Annotated in this window: 12 protein-coding genes and 2 pseudogenes; 9 read left to right on the plus strand and 5 right to left on the minus strand. The window is 59.1% G+C overall.

Features of this window, described 5'->3' with window-relative positions; translation table 11 throughout:
• The first annotated feature begins 75 nt into the window (after nt 1–75).
• The 5 genes and pseudogenes from SPITH_RS04170 (at nt 76) to argH (ending at nt 5,529) form a co-directional block, all read left to right on the plus strand.
• Complete coding sequence (locus tag SPITH_RS04170) at nt 76–1,401, plus strand: DEAD/DEAH box helicase (protein ID WP_014624468.1); 1,326 nt, start codon at nt 76–78, stop codon at nt 1,399–1,401.
• A gap of 69 nt (nt 1,402–1,470) precedes the next feature.
• Nucleotides 1,471–1,908, plus strand: a complete 438-nt coding sequence (locus tag SPITH_RS04175; protein WP_014624469.1) for a response regulator — start codon at nt 1,471–1,473, stop codon at nt 1,906–1,908.
• A gap of 110 nt (nt 1,909–2,018) precedes the next feature.
• A pseudogene (locus SPITH_RS04180) lies at nt 2,019–2,771 on the plus strand (IS1595 family transposase); the annotation flags it as partial.
• Between the two features lie 92 nt (nt 2,772–2,863).
• Nucleotides 2,864–4,108 (plus strand): IS256 family transposase, encoded by a 1,245-nt coding sequence (locus SPITH_RS04185; protein WP_014624471.1) that lies wholly within the window; start codon nt 2,864–2,866, stop codon nt 4,106–4,108.
• 68 nt (nt 4,109–4,176) lie between these two features.
• Entirely contained in the window at nt 4,177–5,529 is a 1,353-nt protein-coding gene (gene argH / locus SPITH_RS04190; RefSeq protein WP_014624472.1) for an argininosuccinate lyase, read from the plus strand.
• Here argH and corA read toward each other — a convergent pair.
• The gene (gene corA, locus SPITH_RS04195) at nt 5,526–6,578 is read right to left on the minus strand and encodes a magnesium/cobalt transporter CorA (RefSeq protein WP_014624473.1); all 1,053 of its coding nucleotides are present in this window, start codon (nt 6,576–6,578) and stop codon (nt 5,526–5,528) included. The two genes, argH and corA, sit on opposite strands and share 4 nt — an antisense overlap.
• A 109-nt stretch (nt 6,579–6,687) precedes the next feature.
• Here corA and SPITH_RS04200 point away from each other — a divergent pair, with 109 nt between their 5' ends.
• The 4 genes and pseudogenes from SPITH_RS04200 to SPITH_RS04215 all read left to right on the plus strand — a co-directional run bounded on the left by SPITH_RS04200 (nt 6,688) and on the right by SPITH_RS04215 (nt 12,128).
• The gene (locus SPITH_RS04200; protein WP_014624474.1) at nt 6,688–8,052 is read left to right on the plus strand and encodes an MATE family efflux transporter; all 1,365 of its coding nucleotides are present in this window, start codon (nt 6,688–6,690) and stop codon (nt 8,050–8,052) included.
• 120 nt (nt 8,053–8,172) lie between these two features.
• A pseudogene (locus SPITH_RS04205) lies at nt 8,173–9,401 on the plus strand (IS256 family transposase).
• 92 nt (nt 9,402–9,493) lie between these two features.
• Nucleotides 9,494–10,759, plus strand: a complete 1,266-nt coding sequence (gene prs, locus SPITH_RS04210; RefSeq protein WP_014624476.1) for a ribose-phosphate diphosphokinase — start codon at nt 9,494–9,496, stop codon at nt 10,757–10,759.
• Entirely contained in the window at nt 10,746–12,128 is a 1,383-nt protein-coding gene (locus SPITH_RS04215; protein WP_014624477.1) for a xylulokinase, read from the plus strand. The genes prs and SPITH_RS04215 overlap by 14 nt, the downstream gene beginning before the upstream one ends.
• On the opposite strand, the gene SPITH_RS04220 is transcribed toward SPITH_RS04215, so the two are convergent.
• The 4 genes from SPITH_RS04220 to SPITH_RS04230 all read right to left on the minus strand — a co-directional run bounded on the left by SPITH_RS04220 (nt 12,125) and on the right by SPITH_RS04230 (nt 18,000).
• A complete protein-coding gene (locus SPITH_RS04220) occupies nt 12,125–15,844 on the minus strand; it encodes a [protein-PII] uridylyltransferase family protein (protein ID WP_014624478.1) in 3,720 nt (1,239 codons plus the stop codon). The two genes, SPITH_RS04215 and SPITH_RS04220, sit on opposite strands and share 4 nt — an antisense overlap.
• 78 nt (nt 15,845–15,922) lie before the next feature.
• Nucleotides 15,923–16,606: a dethiobiotin synthase gene (gene bioD, locus SPITH_RS11920; protein ID WP_014624479.1), complete on the minus strand. Its 684-nt coding sequence runs from the start codon at nt 16,604–16,606 to the stop codon at nt 15,923–15,925.
• Nucleotides 16,575–17,357, minus strand: coding sequence for a methyltransferase domain-containing protein (locus SPITH_RS11925; protein ID WP_245523446.1), 783 nt, complete (start codon nt 17,355–17,357; stop codon nt 16,575–16,577). The genes bioD and SPITH_RS11925 overlap by 32 nt, the downstream gene beginning before the upstream one ends.
• The gene (locus SPITH_RS04230; protein ID WP_014624481.1) at nt 17,347–18,000 is read right to left on the minus strand and encodes a pimeloyl-ACP methyl esterase BioG family protein; all 654 of its coding nucleotides are present in this window, start codon (nt 17,998–18,000) and stop codon (nt 17,347–17,349) included. Before SPITH_RS04230 ends, SPITH_RS11925 begins: the two co-directional genes overlap by 11 nt.
• Nucleotides 18,001–18,002 lie beyond the last annotated feature (2 nt).

Consider the following 18,002-nt stretch of genomic DNA (forward strand, 5'->3'; position numbering starts at 1 on the left):
TTTGCGATACTATATCTACCGTGATCAGGACGTTCTGAGTGCTCGCTGTACACCTTTAGTAGAGAAGGAGCAGGTATGCAGTACGAGGAACTGGGACTACATCAGTACATCGCGCGACCGCTCTCTCAATCCGGGTATCTCGAGCCTTGGCCGGCCTTCATCCATCTCATGGAGCGGTATCGTGAAAGGCGGGATGCCCTCTTCGACGCCCAGTATCTCCACGCCCGGGTGGCGGCCTATGTGAGCATGGCCTATCAGAGCCTCCTCGATGCAGAGCATGCGGAGAAGAAGGCGCTCATTCTGGTGCCCATCCATGAACTCGAGAACCTGGTCCATCATGAGGCGGAGGTGATCGGTCGTTACCTGGAGTACAGGTGCGGAATCGCCGGACGGAGCGAGGTGACACGGGCTCCAGAGCGGTATCAGCTCCTGGTGGGTGTTCCACGGACCGTGCGCTCCATGATGGAGCGGGGGCAGATCGATCCCGCTTCCCTCACCTGCCTCGTAGTCGATGAGGCGCACAGGATGCTCCTCGACGACAGCCTCTACGAAGTCCTCGATCTCCTTCGGCCTCACCGATCGGAGCGTCTCTCCTATTTCTTCTCTTCTGTCGTTTCTCTGGAGATGCGGAATCTCGCGTGGAAGTACGCCGATCATCCCGAGGAGGTGAGGCCGAGGCCCTCCATCTCCATCCTTTCGGGCGTGGAGGAGAGGGTCTACCATCTCGCAGGGCACAGGAAACTGAAAGCCCTCGAGGCCCTCCTCAGGCGCTTCCCCTCCCACGACACCATCGTCTTCACCGGCGGCGACGAGGTGAGCCAGCAGGTCGCTGGGGCCCTCCTCATCGGCGGCATCAAGAACTACTGCGTCACCGGCGATATGCCCCGGCACAAGGGATTCCTTCTCGGTGAACCTCTCGGGGCTTCCGGCCGGGTAGTGGTCGTGACGTCCGAGTCCACTTCCCGGAACCTTCACGTGCCCGCCTTCTCGATGGTGGTGAACTATCAGATGCCTGTCTCCGGCGACTCCTATCTTTACCGGATTCGATTTCTCGAGGAGGGGGTCGGCCCCCTCTGCATTTCTCTGGTCTCGGAGGCGGACGCCTACGACTACCTGGAGACGGAACTCGACATGGAAAGGCACCTCCCCTCCTTCCCTCTGGGGGAACTCCTGGAGGGCTCCCTGAGGGCCGGGGAGAGGCGGCGGAGAAGCGGATCCGGCAGGAAGAGAGAAAGGAGACGTCGTCCTCCTGGGGGAAGACATCCGGAAGGAGGACAGAGCAGGGGAGGGGAGAGACAGGTGAGGAGGGAAGAGATCGTCTCCTCCCGACCTCCTCTCAGGGGGAAGTCTCTCGAGGAGAGGGTTGCGTACTACCAGAGAAAGTACGGTGAGAGATTCTGACACGCTTGCCTGTCGTGGTGTTTTTCGATAGGATCGTGGGAACAGACGAGTGTACATGAGGAGCGGAGCATGAAACTGAAAGGTGATCTCCCCGTCGGGGATCAAGCCGGAAAGTTCGAAGGGCGTAAACCGGATGGCACCCCTTATAAGATATTGATCGCGGACGATTCCATCTTCGTGACGAAACAACTGAGGCAGATCCTCTCCTCGGCGGGGTTCGAGGTGATCGGCGAGGCCAACACCGGGGAGGAGGCGGTGGAACTCTACAAGAGCCTCCATCCCGATGTGGACCTGGTGACACTCGACATTACCATGCCGAGAATGGACGGGATCACTGCTTTGAAGAAGATCATGGAATTCGACGCCGATGCACGTGTGGTGATCATAAGCGCCCTCGGGCGTGATGATCTCGTGAAGACGGCCCTCCTCGAGGGAGCGAAGAACTTCATCGTGAAACCACTCAACAGAGAGAAGGTCCTCGAACGGATTCTCATCGCCTTGAGGTAGCCCGACCTTTCCAAAAATCTATAAAACCTCAAAGATCTCTAAAAAAAATAAGGTGATTACCATTTTTGAGCCACCTGTGGTATAATACCGAAGAGAGAGGTGGCACGGATATGGACGTCGTAAGTCTTTCAACACTTGCAAGCGATAGAGAGAAAACGGTCTCCTATCTGAGAGAGAAAGGTCTCCTCGTCACGTACACCCGGTGTCCCTTCTGTGGAAGTGAGCATATAGGCGAGGTGAGACGAGAGAAGTACAAGTGCTACCAGTGCAGGAAAGAGTGGAGCATACGACGAGGGAGCATCTTCGAGGGGATGAAGCTCTCCTGGGAGAAGATCCTGTGGGCAATGAAGCTCTTTGAGATGGAAGTTACCGCCCACAAGGCGGCTTTGCAGTTACGGCTCTCCTATGAGGTGACGCTGAGGCTCTACACATTGTTTCGGAAGGCGATATGGGTCCACACCCAGAAGGAGGGGAAGAGCCTGCTCGAAGGTGAAGTAGAGATGGACGAAAGTTATTTTGGAGGAAAGAGAAAGGGGAAGAGGGGGAGAGGGGCGGCAGGGAAGATTCCTGTGTTTGGGATTCTCGAGCGAGGGGGAAAAGTGCAGGTGGAAGTGGTGGAGCAGGTAAGTGCGGAGGAGCTTGTACGACTGGCAGTGGCCAAAGTGAAGCGGGGATCGCTTGTGTATACCGACCGGTTCAAGAGCTATGATGGGCTTGTGAGCTATGGATTCAGGCACAAGCGGATTGATCACGGGAAGCGATTTGCGAATGGGAAAGTGTACATCAATGGGATAGAGGGGTTTTGGAGTTATGCGAAAGGGCGGCTGCTCCAGCATCACGGGGTGAGTGTAGAACGTTTTCCGGGACTGTAACATCGAGTGTTGAAAAAGGCGGGGAAAAAAGATAAGGGGTATCTCCCACCACACTAATCCTTTTTTCAAGGAGGAGATACCCCATGAAGCGTGGTAACACACGCACACTGATTGAGACACAGTATACCCTCTCTGATCTGATGAAACAAGTGGAAGACCAGCTACGGGAGGAGGTGCGCCACACCTACAAGACGTACCTGGAACACCTCCTTGAGACGCTGAGAGAGGAGGCAGTAGGACGACCACGATATGCACGAGGGGAGGCTGAGAAGGCACCGTACTACCGGTACGGCTACAGGAAATGGAAGAGCGTGCAGACCCCCTGGGGGCCGATCGAGGATGTACGCGTGCCCCGCATCCGCACCGGCGGGGGGAAGGAGGTGAAGCTGGTCGCCTATGAGCAGAGGCTCGTGGCCCTCGCCGAGCAGCTCCTTCTCGGGTATGTGGGAGGGATGAGCGCGCGGACGTGGGCCATCCTGTTACGGGAGCTGGGGATAGGCGAGGCTCACCCGCAGACACTCCTGCGGCTCATAAAGCGTCTTCGTGAGGAGAAGGAGCAGTGGCGGAGGAGGTCCCTTAGAGGAGTGAAGGCCCTTGTGCTGGATGGAGTGTGGGCAAAGAGGCGTGGGAGGGGTCAGAAGAAGCTGGTTGTCCTGAGTGCCGTGGGGGTGAAGGAGGACGGATCTCATGAGCTCCTCGACTGGGTCGTTGCGGAGCAGGAGGACCAGGCGAGCTACGAGCGACTCCTTACCAGGCTCTATGAGCGAGGGCTTCATGAGGTGGAGCTGGTGGTGGCCGATGAGGCTGAGGGGATCCGGCAGGCCGTGGAGACGGTGTATCCTGAGGCGAAGAAGCAGGTATGCCTCTGGCACCTGCAGGGTACGCTTGAGCAGAAGCTCCTGCAGGACATGGGGGAACGGAAGGGGAAGAACGCAGACCTCCAGAAGGAGAGGCGAGCTTTTCGAGCGGAGTACTGGAAGCTCTTTGAGGCAGGAGGGAAGGAGGACGCAGCACGTGCGTTGGAGGCATTCGTGAAGAAGTGGGCGGCGAAGGCTCCCCGGATGACGGCCTCCCTCCTGTGGCGGAAGGACCGGCTTTTCTCCTATCTGGAGTTACCCTATGAGTGGAAGGAGAAGGTGAGGACGAGCAACCTTGCGGAGAACATGTTTCGACACATGAGGAGCTTTCTGCGGAGGTATCCTGGGTATATGAGCCGTGCCCATGCGGATGAGGTGGTAGGCCTCTACGTGGTGGGCATGCAGGTGATACAAGAGGTGGGGAGATGCACCCCTTATCAACTCCAGCTCAATTTCAACACTCCCCCTTGACAGTGCCCATCTTGCACCCTCCTGTCGCCCTCCCTATAATGGCTCACACGCTGGCATGAGGAGGGTCCATGGGCAAGCTCTGGGACAAGGGCTACGAGACCGACAAGGTGATCGAGCGCTATACCGTGGGAGAGGACTATGTGCTGGACCGAAGCCTCCTTCCCTTCGACTGTCTTGCGAGTATCGCCCACGTGAGGATGCTTGCGCACGTGGGGATCATCTCCGACGAGGAGGGCAGGGCCCTGGAGGAGGCCCTCAGGGAGCTCCTCTCCCTGGTGAGGGCAGGGAAGTTTGAAATCAGGCCCGAAGACGAGGACGGTCACACGGCGATCGAGAACTGGCTCGTGGCCCGGCTTGGCGAGATAGGGAAGAAGGTCCACACCGGAAGGTCCCGCAACGATCAGGTGCTCGTGGCCCTGCGCCTCTACATGAAGGACAGGATACACCTCCTTGCCGAGGCCCTCGCCGGGCTCATCGGCCTTCTCCTGCGCCGGGCAGAGGAGACGGCGGACGTTCCCATGCCCGGAAGGACCCACATGCAGATCGCCATGCCCTCCTCCTGCGGCCTGTGGTTTGCCGCGTTCGCCGAGGAGCTCGTGGACGTGCTCTCGCTTCTTTTGAGCGTGCACGAGGTGGTCGATCAGAACCCCCTGGGTGCTGCGGCGAGCTATGGGGTACCGCTTCCCCTCGACAGGGCGTACACCACCAGACTCCTGGGCTTTTCCCGCGTACAGAACAATGTCCTGTACGCGAACAACTCCCGCGGCAAGTGTGAGGCCATGGTGGTGGACGCCTGCGAGCAGGTGATGCTCACCTTGAGCAAGCTGGCCCAGGATGTGATCCTCTTTTCGCTCCCCGAGTTCGGCTACATGAAGCTTCCTCCCGAGCTGTGTACCGGTTCGAGCATCATGCCGCAGAAGCAGAATCCCGACAGTCTCGAGCTTCTCAGGGCCAAGGCGGCCTCGGTGGGTGCCTGGGGCGTGCAGATCAAGGGGATCATCAGGAGCCTCCCTTCGGGCTACAACCGCGATTTCCAGGAGACTAAAGGGCCCTTCATGCGTGCGGTGGAGACCACGATCGACTCGGTGGTGATGTGCACCCGCGTGGTAGAGGGGCTTGTGCTCTTCCCTGAGCGTATGAGGGCGGGGTTCTCTAAGGAGATATTCGCCACCGATGAGGTGTACCGCCTTGTGCAGGAGGGAAAGAGCTTCAGGGATGCCTACAGGGAGGTGGCCTCCCGGCTGGATTCGCTCCCGGAAGGCGATCCCGATGCGGCGCTCAGGGCGCGAACCTATCCCGGAACTCCGGGCAATCTCAACCTCGGGCCTGCGAAGGAGCGGCTCGAGTCCCTGGCGGCAAAGGCCGAAGAGGCGAGGCGCAGGTTCAGGGAGGCGCTGGCACAGCTGGAAACGCCTCGCTAGAGCCACTTCTTCTTTTTGAAGTAGAGGAGCATCCCTATTCCCAGGAAGCACATGAGGCCCAGCACCGCGGGATAGCCCCACTTCCACTCGAGTTCCGGCATGTACCTGAAGTTCATCCCGTAGATGCCCGCGATGAAGGTGAGGGGCATGAAGATCGTGGCGATGATGGTGAGCACTTTCATGATCTCGTTCATGCGGTTGCTCACGCTGGAGAGGTACACGTCGAGGAGGCCGCTCGCCACATCGCGGAGGGTCTCCACCGTGTCGATTACCTGGATGGTGTGGTCGTAGACGTCCCTCAGGTAGAGGGTCATCTGGGAGATGAGCGGCGATTCCCCCCGCGAGAGGGTGGAGAGGAGCTCTCTTAGGGGCCAGACCGATTTCCGGAGGGTGATGAGGTTACGCTTCACCGCGTGAAGGGCCCTGATGAGGTGGGGAGTGGGATGTTCGACCACCTCTTCCTCGAGCCGTTCGGTTTCTTCTTCGAGGTGTTCGAGAATGAGGAAGTAGTGGTCTACGATCACGTCCACCAGGGCGTAGAGGAGGTAGTCTGCGCCGTGCCGTCGGATGATGCCCCTGTTGCGCCGCAGTCGCTCTCTCACCGGATCGAAGACATCTCCTTTCCGTTCCTGGAAGGTGACGAGGAGGTGGTCCTTCAGCACCATGCTCACCTGCTCCGATTCGACCGTCCGGGCCTCATCGTTGAAGGTGAGCATGTGGAGCACGACAAAGAGGTAGTGCTCGTAGTCCTCAACCTTGGGCCGTTGGGTCACGTTGAGTACGTCTTCCACGGTGAGAGGGTGAAGGCCAAGCATCTTCCCCAGGGTCTCGATCTGAGAGACGCGGTGGAGCCCTACCACGTTTATCCAGGTGGTGAGGGCGGGGTCGAGGTGTGCCGCTATGTCTTCGATGCGTTCCAGGGTGAGTTCCCTGTAGGTGTGTTCGTTGTACTGGATGAGGGTGAGCTCGAACTCGCCTTCGGGCTTACCGGTGTAGACGAGGGTCCCCGGAGGACTCCCCGGCTGTTTTCGAGTGCGCTTTTTCCTCATACCACCTCCCTTTCGGAGAGTATATCCCATTCCACCGGGAAGATGCCACACACTTCCTGGGCTGGAGGTCTTTATACGGATTCGGGGTTCATGGTAGGGTAGGGGTTCCATGACAAGCACTGCGGTAAAGAGAAGCATCACGCTCGCGGGCCTCGCCTGGCCCATCATGATAGAGACGGCGCTCAGGACGACCCTCTCGTCGGTGGATACCTTCATGCTCGCGCACTACGCCGACGAGGCGGCCGCTGCGGTGGGGATGGTGCAGCAGTTCGTCTTCTTCGTGATGCTCATCTACATGATGGGTGGCACGGGGGCGAGCATCCTCATCTCCCAACACCTGGGTGCGGGGGATGAGAGGACTGCGGCGGAGATCGGCCGGACCGCCCTTCTCTTCAATGTGGTGGTGGGGCTCATCCTCAGCCTTGGCCTCAGATTGACTGTAGACCCCCTCATCACTTCCCTTCGGGTGGATCCGGTGGTGGGGGAGTATGCAAAGGAGTACCTGTATGTGTACTTCAGTTGTTCGGTGTTTCAGGCCGTGAGCCTCCTGCTCGCGAGCATCGTGAGGAGCCATGGCTACAGCAGTCTCCCGATGTATGTGAACTTCGGTGCCAACCTGCTCAATGTGGTGGGCAATTACCTGGTGCTCTTCGGCCCGGGAGGGTTCCCTGTTCTGGGGGTGAAGGGGGTGGCCCTTTCCACCGTGATCTCCCAGGCGGCGGGCATGATGGTGATGCTCCTCACCGTCTTGAGGCGGCGGGATCTCAACTTCTTCCAGGAAGGGTCGTTCATTCCTGTAAGATGGAAGCATGTGAGGAACATCCTCCGTATCGGGGGACCCTCGGCCGGGGAGAACCTCTCCTACAACCTCGCGCAGATGGCCCTTCTCTACTTCATCACCCCCATGGGTACGGCGGCCATCGCGAGCTACACCTACACCGTGAACATCTCCCGGTTCAGCTTCATCATCTCGCTCTCGTTGGGGCGCGCCTCTCAAATACTGGTGGGACATAGGATCGGCGCAGGCGAGAACGACAGGGCCTTTCAGGAGGTGCTGCGTACCACTGTGGTGGCGATGTTAAGCAGTCTGGTGGTGATGGGGACGATTGCTCTCTTCCGCGGCCCTGTGATTCGTCTTCTCACTGATGATCCCGAGATCATCCGGATCACCTCCGGGCTCCTCGTCTGGGCGGTGATCCTGGAGTTCGGGAGACCCATCAACCTCGTGGTGATCTCGGCCCTCAAGGGGGCGGGGGATGCGGTGTTTCCGGTGATCATGGGGATCCTCATGATGTGGGGGATCTCGGTGACCGGAGCATGGTTCTTCGGGGTGTTTCTGTCGTGGGGAATGGGCGGCATCTGGCTCGGTAAGTTGCTCGACGAGTGGTTTCGGGGGTTCGTGATGATAGGACGTTGGGTCTCACGTCGGTGGGAGGGCCGCAGCTTTGTAGAGAGGGAATACGAGACCGCATGAACAGGGGGGGCGGGCCTGCGCGATCGTGGGACTGTAACATCGAGTGTTGAAAAAGGCGGGGAAAAAAGATAAGGGGTATCTCCCACCAACACACACTTACAGCTAAGGAGGAGATACCCCATGACACATGTACCTGCGACACACTCTACCCTTTCTCGCCTGATGAGGCAAGTGGAAGACCAGGTACGGGAGCACGTCCTCCAGACGTACAAGAGCTACCTGGAGCGCCTCCTTGAGGCACTCAGAGATGCGGTAGTGGGAAGAGACCGATATGCCAGAGGAGGTCCTGAGGACGTCTCCTACTACCGGTACGGCTACAGGAAGTGGAAGACCGTGCAGGTCCCATGGGGAACCCTTACTGAGGTACGCGTGCCGCGTATCCGTACCAGCTGCGGGAAAGAGGTGAGGCTGGTGACCTATGAGCACAGGCTCAAGGCCCTCACCGAGGAACTTCTGCTTGGGTATGTGGGAGGGATGAGCGCGCGGACGTGGGCCATCCTGTTACGGGAGCTGGGGATAGGCGAGGCACATCCGCAGACACTCCTGCGGCTCATAAAGCGTCTTCGTGAGGAGAAGGAGCAGTGGCGGAGGAGGTCCCTTAGAGGAGTGAAGGCCCTTGTGCTGGATGGAGTGTGGGCAAAGAGGCGTGGGAGGGGTCAGAAGAAGCTGGTTGTCCTGAGTGCCGTGGGGGTGAAGGAGGACGGATCTCATGAGCTCCTCGACTGGGTCGTTGCGGAGCAGGAGGACCAGGCGAGCTACGAGCGACTCCTTACCAGGCTCTATGAGCGAGGGCTTCATGAGGTGGAGCTGGTGGTGGCCGATGAGGCTGAGGGGATCCGGCAGGCCGTGGAGACGGTGTATCCTGAGGCGAAGAAGCAGGTATGCCTCTGGCACCTGCAGGGTACGCTTGAGCAGAAGCTCCTGCAGGACATGGGGGAACGGAAGGGGAAGAACGCAGACCTCCAGAAGGAGAGGCGAGCTTTTCGAGCGGAGTACTGGAAGCTCTTTGAGGCAGGAGGGAAGGAGGACGCAGCACGTGCGTTGGAGGCATTCGTGAAGAAGTGGGCGGCGAAGGCTCCCCGGATGACGGCCTCCCTCCTGTGGCGGAAGGACCGGCTTTTCTCCTATCTGGAGTTACCCTATGAGTGGAAGGAGAAGGTGAGGACGAGCAACCTTGCGGAGAACATGTTTCGGCACATGAGAAGCTTTCTGCGGAGGTATCCTGGGTATATGAGTCGTGCCCATGCGGATGAGGTGGTAGGCCTCTACGTGGTGGGCATGCAGGTGATACAAGAGGTGGGGAGACGCACCCCTACGGGCTCCAGCTCAATTTCAACACTCCCCCTTGACAGTCCCGCGATCGTCGTTCCCTTGACCCTGATTTCCGCGGTGTGGTAATGTGTGTCATCCCACCTCATGACGATCGGAGCAGTAAGGGCGTATGACAGTGCATGATCCTTCCTCGTTGGGAATTGTGGCGTGTCCGGGTGGTGAGGTGTTCGCCCGTGAGATCGTGGCCCACCTGAGGCAGATCTATAAGCGGCGCTTCGAGAAGCGGGTGGCACGACTTTCGGAAAAGTACGGTATCTCCCGGGAGGATGCGATACGCGAGATATCCCTTTTCTCGGATCTGGTCCACCCCTCGGTCAACGGGAAGAACACCGAGGCCTATGTCCCCCCGCAGTTCCACATACCCGCCGCGTTCGTGCGTTTCGCGAACGGGGAACTCAAGACCGAGCTCCTCTCCTCGGTGAGGGACAAGGAAGTCTACATCGTCCAGGATGTGGAGAACCGGTATCCCCAGCGTTTCTCCGACGGTAAGGAGTACACCCTCTCGGTGAACGACAACTTCATCATGCTCCTGGTGACGATCGATGCGGTGTTGCAGTCGAGTCCCAAGAGCGTGAGCCTGGTGCTTCCTTCGTATCCGTATGCGAGGCAGCACAAGAAGAAGGGGAGGGAGGGGCTCACCGCCGCCCGGGTGGGACAGATCTTCGAATTCCTGGGTGTGAGCAGGATCATCACGCTCGACATCCACTCCACAGAGATCCAGAACAGTTTCAACACCTTGCGGTTGGAGAACCTGCATGCCTCGTATCAGATCCTGCTCAAGCTCTCGGACCTGGTGGATCTTCAGCACGAGGATCTGGTGGTGGTGGCGCCGGACACGGGCTCGGTGAGCAGGAACAAGTTCTATGCGGGGTCGCTCAAGAAGCCGCTCGCGGTGATCTACAAGGAGCGGGACTATTCGAAGGTCTCGACCGATGCCTCCAACAGCAACATCTCCTCCCTCAAGCTCCTGGGTAATGTGCAGGGCAAGACGGTGTTCATGGCCGACGATATGTTGGGTACGGGTGGTACGCTCATCAAGGCCATGCGGCTCCTCAAGGAGGAGGGGGCGGAGCGGATCATCTGTGCGGTGAGTCTTCCCCTTTTCACGGGGGATGCGGTGGAGCACTTCGAGCAGGCGTATCGCGAGGGGCTCTTCCACCGGGTGATCGGTACCAATGCCGTGTATCACGAGGATGATCTGCTCTCGAGGGAGTGGTACATCTCTGCAAACGTGTCCAATCTCTTCGCCCGTACGATTTCGCGTCTCCACCACCGTCAGAGTCTGAGTCCGCTCCTGGATAACAGCAGTATCATCCAGTGGCTCCTCAAGAAGCAGGAGCGCAAGAAAGCGAGGGAGGAGGGTGAGGAAGCCTAGGGCGGTCCTCTCGGTTGATCTCGGGACCTCGTCCCTCAAGGTGGGGGTGGTGGGGGAGGGCGGGGATCTCTTGGCCTATGCGAGGGTGGGGCTCGATGGGGGGGCGGAGTGGCAGGAGCCGGGGGTGTGGGTGAGGGCGCTGGAGGAGGGGGTCGGTCGGGTGATGCCGGGGCGGTATGCGATCGAGGGGATCGCGGTGAGCGGGCATGGGCCGACGCTGGTCCTGGTGGACGAGGAGTGCGCGCCGCTTGGTCCTGCGCTCATGTGGTCGGCGCGGACCGGGCGGGGCGAGGGGAGCTACTACGTCTCGAGGATGGCGTACCTGGCCCGTGAGTTCCCCGGGGTGTACAGGAGGGCGCGGTGGGTCATGGGCGCGCCCGAGTTCCTGTGCGCGTGTCTCACCGGCCGGGTGGGGATGATCTCTCCTTCGGCCGCGTTCGATGGGGTGGTGTGGTCGGAGGAGGAGGTGCGTGGGGCGGGGCTCGTGTGGGAGAAGTGCCCGCCGTTCGTGAGGTCGGGTGAGCGGTGGGGGGTGGTGCGGGGGGAGGTGGCGGCGCGGTGGGGGCTTCCTTCGGGGGTGCCGGTGTACGCAGGGGGGACGGATTTCTTCATGGCGTTGCTGGGGTGCGGGGTGGTGACGGAGGGGGAGGTCTGCGACAGGGCGGGGACGTCGGAGGGGCTCAATTGGGCGGTGAGGGAGCCGGTGGCGGGGGAGGGGGTGCGGTGTCTTCCGCATGTGGTGGAGGGGCTCTGGAACGTGGGGGTGGTCTTCGGTTTTTCCGGAAGGATGTTCGAGTGGTTCAGGGGGCTCTCGGGGCAGGGGGGGAGGGGGTACGTGGAGATGATGGAGGAGATCAGGGGGTTCTGGGAGCGTGAGGGGGAGGGGTGGCTCGGAAGGAGGGGGCCGTTCTTCTTTCCTGCCGGGCATCGGGGTGAGGTGTGGGACTTCACGCACGGGGTGTTCTGGGGGTTCGGGGTGGAGCATGGGCGGGTGGAGATGGCGGCGGCGGTGGTGGAGGCCCTGGGGATGGCGGTGCAGGATGCGTGGGGGGTGTTGAGGAGGTATGGGTGTGGGGCGGATCGGGTGGTGATGTGTGGGGGACAGGCGAAGAACGGGGTGTGGGTGCAGGTGCGGGCGGATATGCTGGGGGTGCGGGTGGTGGTGCCGGCGGTGAGGGATGCGGAGCTGGTGGGGGATGCGTGCTGCGCGTGGAAGGGGGCGGGGATGTTCGGGTCTCTGGCCGAGGCGGCGAAGGGGCTCGTGCGGTACGAGGCGGAGGTGGTGCCGGACGAGCGGTGGCGGGCGTGGTGGGAGGAGGCGGGGAGGCGCTACGGGGAGGAGTGGGAGCGGGTGCGGCGGGTGCTCTAGGCGGTGGTCTCCAGGGTGCGGCGGAAGAAGTCCCGGTTGTAGTGCATGATCTCATCGAGCATGGTCTTGAAGCGTTCCTCGTCGAGCGAGGGATCGAGCCTCTTCACGATGGGGAGGATGCCGGACGAGGGAAGCGTATGGGTCTGCCGGTTTTCCATGAGCTGGAGTACGTGTTCGAGGGCCCTGAGGGTGCGGTAGTTCCGGCTCAGGGTACGACCTTCTTCCTCATCGAGGATGCCGTGACGGACGAGAAGGTCGAGGGCGGTGAGCGTGTTGCCGCACCAAAGCTCGGGAGAGTCAGGGAGGTGTTTGAGCTGGAGTGCCTGGACTCCGAACTCGATGTCGCGCAACCCTCCCTCGTGCTGCTTGATGTTGATGCCCTTTTTCAGCCCCCTGCCGTACTGCTGGAGTGCGGAGTGTCGGAGCCTGAGATTCCACTCCTTCACCTCGTCCCATCGGATCCGGGATTGCACGTATGCCTTCACCCAGGAGACGAACTCCTCGGAAAGGCGCTCGTCGCCCGCCACGCCTCTGAGTTTGAGGGCGGCCTGGTATTCCCATGGCGAGGCGCTCTCCCTGTAGTAGGTCTTAAGCATCTCGGTGTCGTAGAGGAGGAGCCCCTTCTCTCCAAAGGGCCGGAGTCGGTAGTCCACCCGGTAGAGGAAGCCCCGGTCGGTGTGGGCGGTAATAATCCGGGTGAACAGGATGAGGGCCTCGTTGAGGGCCTCCCTGTGTGCGTGTGCTTCGGGGGGAGCGACCGGAAGCAGGTCGAGGTCTGAGCTGTAGTTGAGTTCTCCTCCTCCCAGCTTGCCGAAGGCGAGGAATGCGAGAGGGGATCTCCCTTCCAGGGATGGGGCGGTACGTGAGAGTGCATAGGAGAGGGTATGGGTGAGGATGGACTCGGCGAGGAGGGAGAGTTCCCGGGTGATCGTCTCGAGAGGGTAGTGGAAACAGATGTCCCGCACCCCTATCCGGAGGAGGTGTTGTTGTTTGAAACGCCTGAGGGCCTCGGAGAAGTCCTCCTCTTCGAGGGAGAGGGGGGCTCTCCCGTGGAGATCCGAGAGGAGGGAATCCGCCGAGAGGGTGGTGTGGACCGTCTTGGGATCCGTGAGCCACTCGAAGAGCTGCGGCGATCCTATGAGGGTGTCGGCGAGGTATTGGCTCGCCGAGAAGGTCTTGAGGAGGATGTCGATACGTCCGGGCTGGGAGAGGATCTGGGTGAAGTGAGACTGCCGGGAGAGGCCTTCGGATGTCTCCGAAGGGAGGGTCGTGTAGAATCGGTCCCAGTTGTTGAGGGCCATGTCGGGATCGGGGAGTGCCCGGAGCACGTCCCATGCCACGAGGAGGGCGTAGGCCGCATGAGTGGGGTGCTCTGAGGTGAGTGTGTGGATGTTCCGAAGGGCCCGCCCGGAGTCGGCAAGATGCGCTCTGGAGAGGATGGCCTCGACCCGTGAGGGGGCGAGGTGTGCACCCAGCACCAGGTCTGCGATGCTCGCGGAAGGGGTGGGAGGGAGGGCCTCGTCCCCCAGATGGCGTTCCACGAACGTGCGTACGTAGGCGGTGTGTGCTTCGATATCGTAGCGGAGCTGGTCGGCCGCGGATATCTGGTCCTTCATACGGTAGCCGATCCTGCGTGCGAGGTGTTCGTACTCCAGGGACCCTCGCTCGGGGAGTTCGAGATCGAGGGCGTTGCCGCGTAACATCCTGAGTCCGTTGATGACCTTCCGGAGGAAGTAGTAAGCCTCGACGATATGGTCCGCTTCCTCCGCCTTCAGTATCCCTCTCCTGTGCAGTACCTCCAGGGCTACGTGTATCCTCGGTGTCCGTACCTCCGGAATCTCGGCGCCGTACCGGATCTGGAGGATCTGGACCGCATACTCTATGTCCACGAGCCCTCCGGGGCTGAACTTCACGTTGTAGGTGCCCGGCCGGGTCTTGTGTGCGATCTGCTTCGCCCGGAGGGAGCGGATCTCCTCCATGTCGATGCTCCGGGCCTCGTAGACGAGCTCGTCCCTGAGCCGTTCCACCCGATCTCCCAGGACAGGGCTCCCCGCCACCCGTCTCATCCGCACCAGGGCGAGGCGCTCCGCGCTGTGTGCCCCACCTCCCTTTCCGTAGTAACGCACGAAGGATTCCAGACTGCATGCGAGTGGTCCGGCGTCGCCGTGGGGTCTGAGCCGCAGATCGACCTGGAAGATCCCCTCCTTCTTCGCCTCGATGAGCGAAGTTCCTTGTCTGAAGAAGCGTTCGAAGAATTCGGCGTTACCGATCGCTTCGGGCCCGTCCGTCCGTCCCTGGTCGCTGAACACACACAGGAGTTCGAGATCCGACGCGTAGCCGAGGGCCGCCCCTCCCAGTTTCCCCAGTCCGAAGACCGCCCACTCGGCCTCCATGCCCGCCACGGTGCGGGGAAGACCATGTCGTCGTGTCAGTTCCTCCCAGGCGATCTCCATGGCCTTTCCCACCACCACCTCGGCGAGTATCGTGAGCCGCTCGCTGAGCATGCGGAAGTCCTGGTTCCACACGAGCAGGTGGTCGAGGTCGATGAGGTAGAGTTCCCGGTTCTTCCAGTCGTTGAGGATCTGTCTCTTTTCCTCCAGGGTATGGGCTCGTGCGAGGGCTTCTCCGAGGGATCGCTCGAGATCTTCCGGTGGGGTGCTGAACCCCTTCGTTGAGGGGGCCTTGAGGAGGGGGAGTATCTGATCGTACTGGAGTCGGACGAATTCCTCCCACAGGAAATCGCTCGCCCCCAGGACCACGGCGAGCTCGTCGAGGAGATGCGGATCGGCGAGCAACTCGTCGGGAGCGTCTTCCTGACGGGAGAGCACCTCTCCGAGGAGGTGTTCGAACCGCTTGAGCGCCCGTGAGGGGTCGGGGGCTCCTGCGATGAAATAGGTGAAGTGCTTCGTGAGCATGAGAGAGAGCTTGAGTCTGTTCAGTGCATCGGGATCGGTGATCGGATGTCCAGAGACGTCGACGAAGTCGAAGGTGTCCTCCACCTGGTTGCCCAGCGTGGCGATCTGTACGTTTTCCACGGAGGCCCTGTTGAGGTGGAGTGCGGTCCCGAGGGCGTAGAGAAAGAACGGTGTGTCTATGGATGCGACACGGATACGGGTGTACTCCTCGATCGAGAGATCGTGCACCACCAGGACGGGATACATGTACGGGGGGAGGATCTCCCTGTGGGTGTGCAGGTAGCGGGCCACTTCCAGGGCGAGTTCCTCGCGTGCCCGTTCCAGACCCTCTTCCAGGGTGGAGGCTTCCATGATGAAGCGATAGGCGCGGGAGAGCCTGGTCTCGAATTCCGCCTTCCAGGATGAGAAGTCCTTCCCCTCTTCGAGCACCCCGGTGAATCGGTCGATGATCAGACGTCGAGACCGTATCCTGTCCCGGCGGTGGATGGCGTAACCCTTCCTCCTGAGTGGAGGCGGTGATTCCATCGGTCTCGTCCCGGTGAACACCGACCCCGCCCTGATGTTGAAGCCCGTGGTACCGAGAATCCCACTGTAGAGGGAGAAGATGCCGGGGATGTCCACACTGATGATACAAACCTCCCCAATTCGTTCTGAAACAGGATAGAGGCGGAGTACGTAGGGCCGTTTCTCAGAGAGCACTTCCAGGGCCTTCTGGTGGTCTTCCCTGTCTTTTCGGGTAAAGCTCTCCTTGTATCGAGGAGGCATGAGTTCGTCTATAGTAAGAGAAATTCTCTCTTCCATGGCGGATTTCCTTCAGGAGTATAGTACAACCTGTCCTCATCACACCAGAGGGAGAGGGTACAGAAAGTACATGAAGAGCTAGGTGATCGCACGGAGCACAGGGGCAAAACGTGTCTCCTCAATGGGGCGGGGATCGTCTCCATACGGTATCCGAACGATAGGGATAGTGGGCCACAGAGAGGAAAAGAGGTTGTATGAATCTTCAGTAATAGGGGGATAAGCAGGAGGAAAGAGGTTATAAAAAATACTCAGTACCTCTATATCGTGTTGAAGGAGCATTTCCATGGTGAGCCAGGTATGATTGATACTTCCTAACCTTGCGGAAGTGACGAGACACACAGGGATCCGGTACTCCTGAAAAAAAGAGAGGAAGGTGTATCGATCAGTGAGAGGTACGAGAAGCCCTCCTGCTCCTTCTACCAGTACAATATCCCATGCGTGAGCAAGAGTAGTGAGGCATGAGGCAATCTTTGAAGGATCTATCGTCTCACCTTCTTCTCTGGCTGCAAGTTGAGGTGATGCAGGTAATCGGTAGGAATATGGACATGTAAGGCCTGCTTCATCTTCTTTCTGAAGGGGGATTCCCATAAGTCTTCTATGCTGGAGTATATCCTCTGCGATTTGTGTAGAAGATCCTGTCTGTACTGCCTTTGCCGTGATCACCCGGATTCCTCGGTTGTTCAGAACACGAGCAAGGAGTCCAGTCACATACGTTTTACCTATCCCTGTATCAATCCCGGTAATCCCTATTATCCGTCCCATTGGATGGTTTCCTCCCTATGAGCAAGAATACCTGATAGGTGAGTGGAACTGTGTTTCCCTGCTTCCAGGTCTTCTCGTAGGTTGCCACAATCTCACAGATAGAGCCTTTCCACCCATGTCCTGGAGCATGAGTTCCTGTGTGTTTAATGTGATAGAGCGCCTCGAGAGCAGATGAAAAGAAGAGTGTATAGAAGCATTCTTCTGCAATGAGAGGAAGGAAGCCTGTTTTCCGCAGGGTATGTACATACCACGAGAGTGAGCGAAAAGGGAGCCTGCAATGAGTTAACACCGTGACCTCGATCATAGTAAGGGGACCAAAGATAGAAAAAGCTACCAGACCACCTTTTCGTAATGCCTTCAAGGCTTTCTGGAATACATGTTCCGGATGACGAATCCATTGCAGCACTCCCCCTCCTATCACGATGTCAAGGGGAGCAGGGTAGTCGATCTTCTCCGCATCTCCAGCGATGAAATAAACAGCAGGATGAGGAGGAAGATAGGTCTGTGCCTCTGGAACGAGATCATTGGTGATAAGGCGCGCAGGAGCACATCTATTGAGAAGGAGACGGGTAAGGAATCCTGTACCGCATCCTATTTCCATGATATAAGGTGCTGGAGGGGCAAAAGAGACAACCCGCTCGCAGAGCATATGGGCAACTTTCTTTTGCACTATTGCATGCTGTTCATATGATGAAAAAGAATCTTGAAAGCGTCGACGTATGAGGGCGGAAGGGGGAACGTTACCTTTCATGTGGTACATCGAGAATATCCTCCCATGAGGTAAAAAAATTGAAAGGATAGTGGGGAAGGTCCCATACCACATAGGGTATCCCCTCTTTAGACCATGCCCGATCCTGAGCTTCTGGGGGGAAGATTATGTCGTTTTTACCTATCACTGCATGTGTGAAGAGGGCGAGTTCAGGTTTTGGTTTCTCCCTGTAGTTCCACAGGGCCTTTAACTCCTGTTTCCATTCTTCGGTAGGACGCATTGCTTCAGAGTTTGTTATCCCCGCTCGGACGAGAAACTCCTCCCTCACCGGATCGGAACAGGTGCGAAGCGTGGCGAGAAACCACGAAGGAGGGATACCGTAATTTTTATGAATACCAAATGGTGTTCCCATTAAGGCTATTGCCTGTAAGGGTGTGATACCCGTGTGATACCAGGTGTGAATCGCTGCCCATACTCCCATCGACCACGCGATAAGCCATACCTTTTTCCCTCTCAGATCCTCTTCTAGGTCGGGGGGGAATGAGAGTGTGGTGTAGTCGTAAAGAACTATAATTCCTTTAGAGGTGCTTTCTCCTAGAGGAGCTACTGCCTGTTCATTCATCCCACACCCAAGAAAGCACACAATTATCTCCTCTCGATGAGGGTTAATGGCATAGACTTTCATAA

It is taken from the genome of Spirochaeta thermophila DSM 6578, from assembly GCF_000184345.1.
GTDB lineage: Bacteria > Spirochaetota > Spirochaetia > Winmispirales > Winmispiraceae > Winmispira > Winmispira thermophila.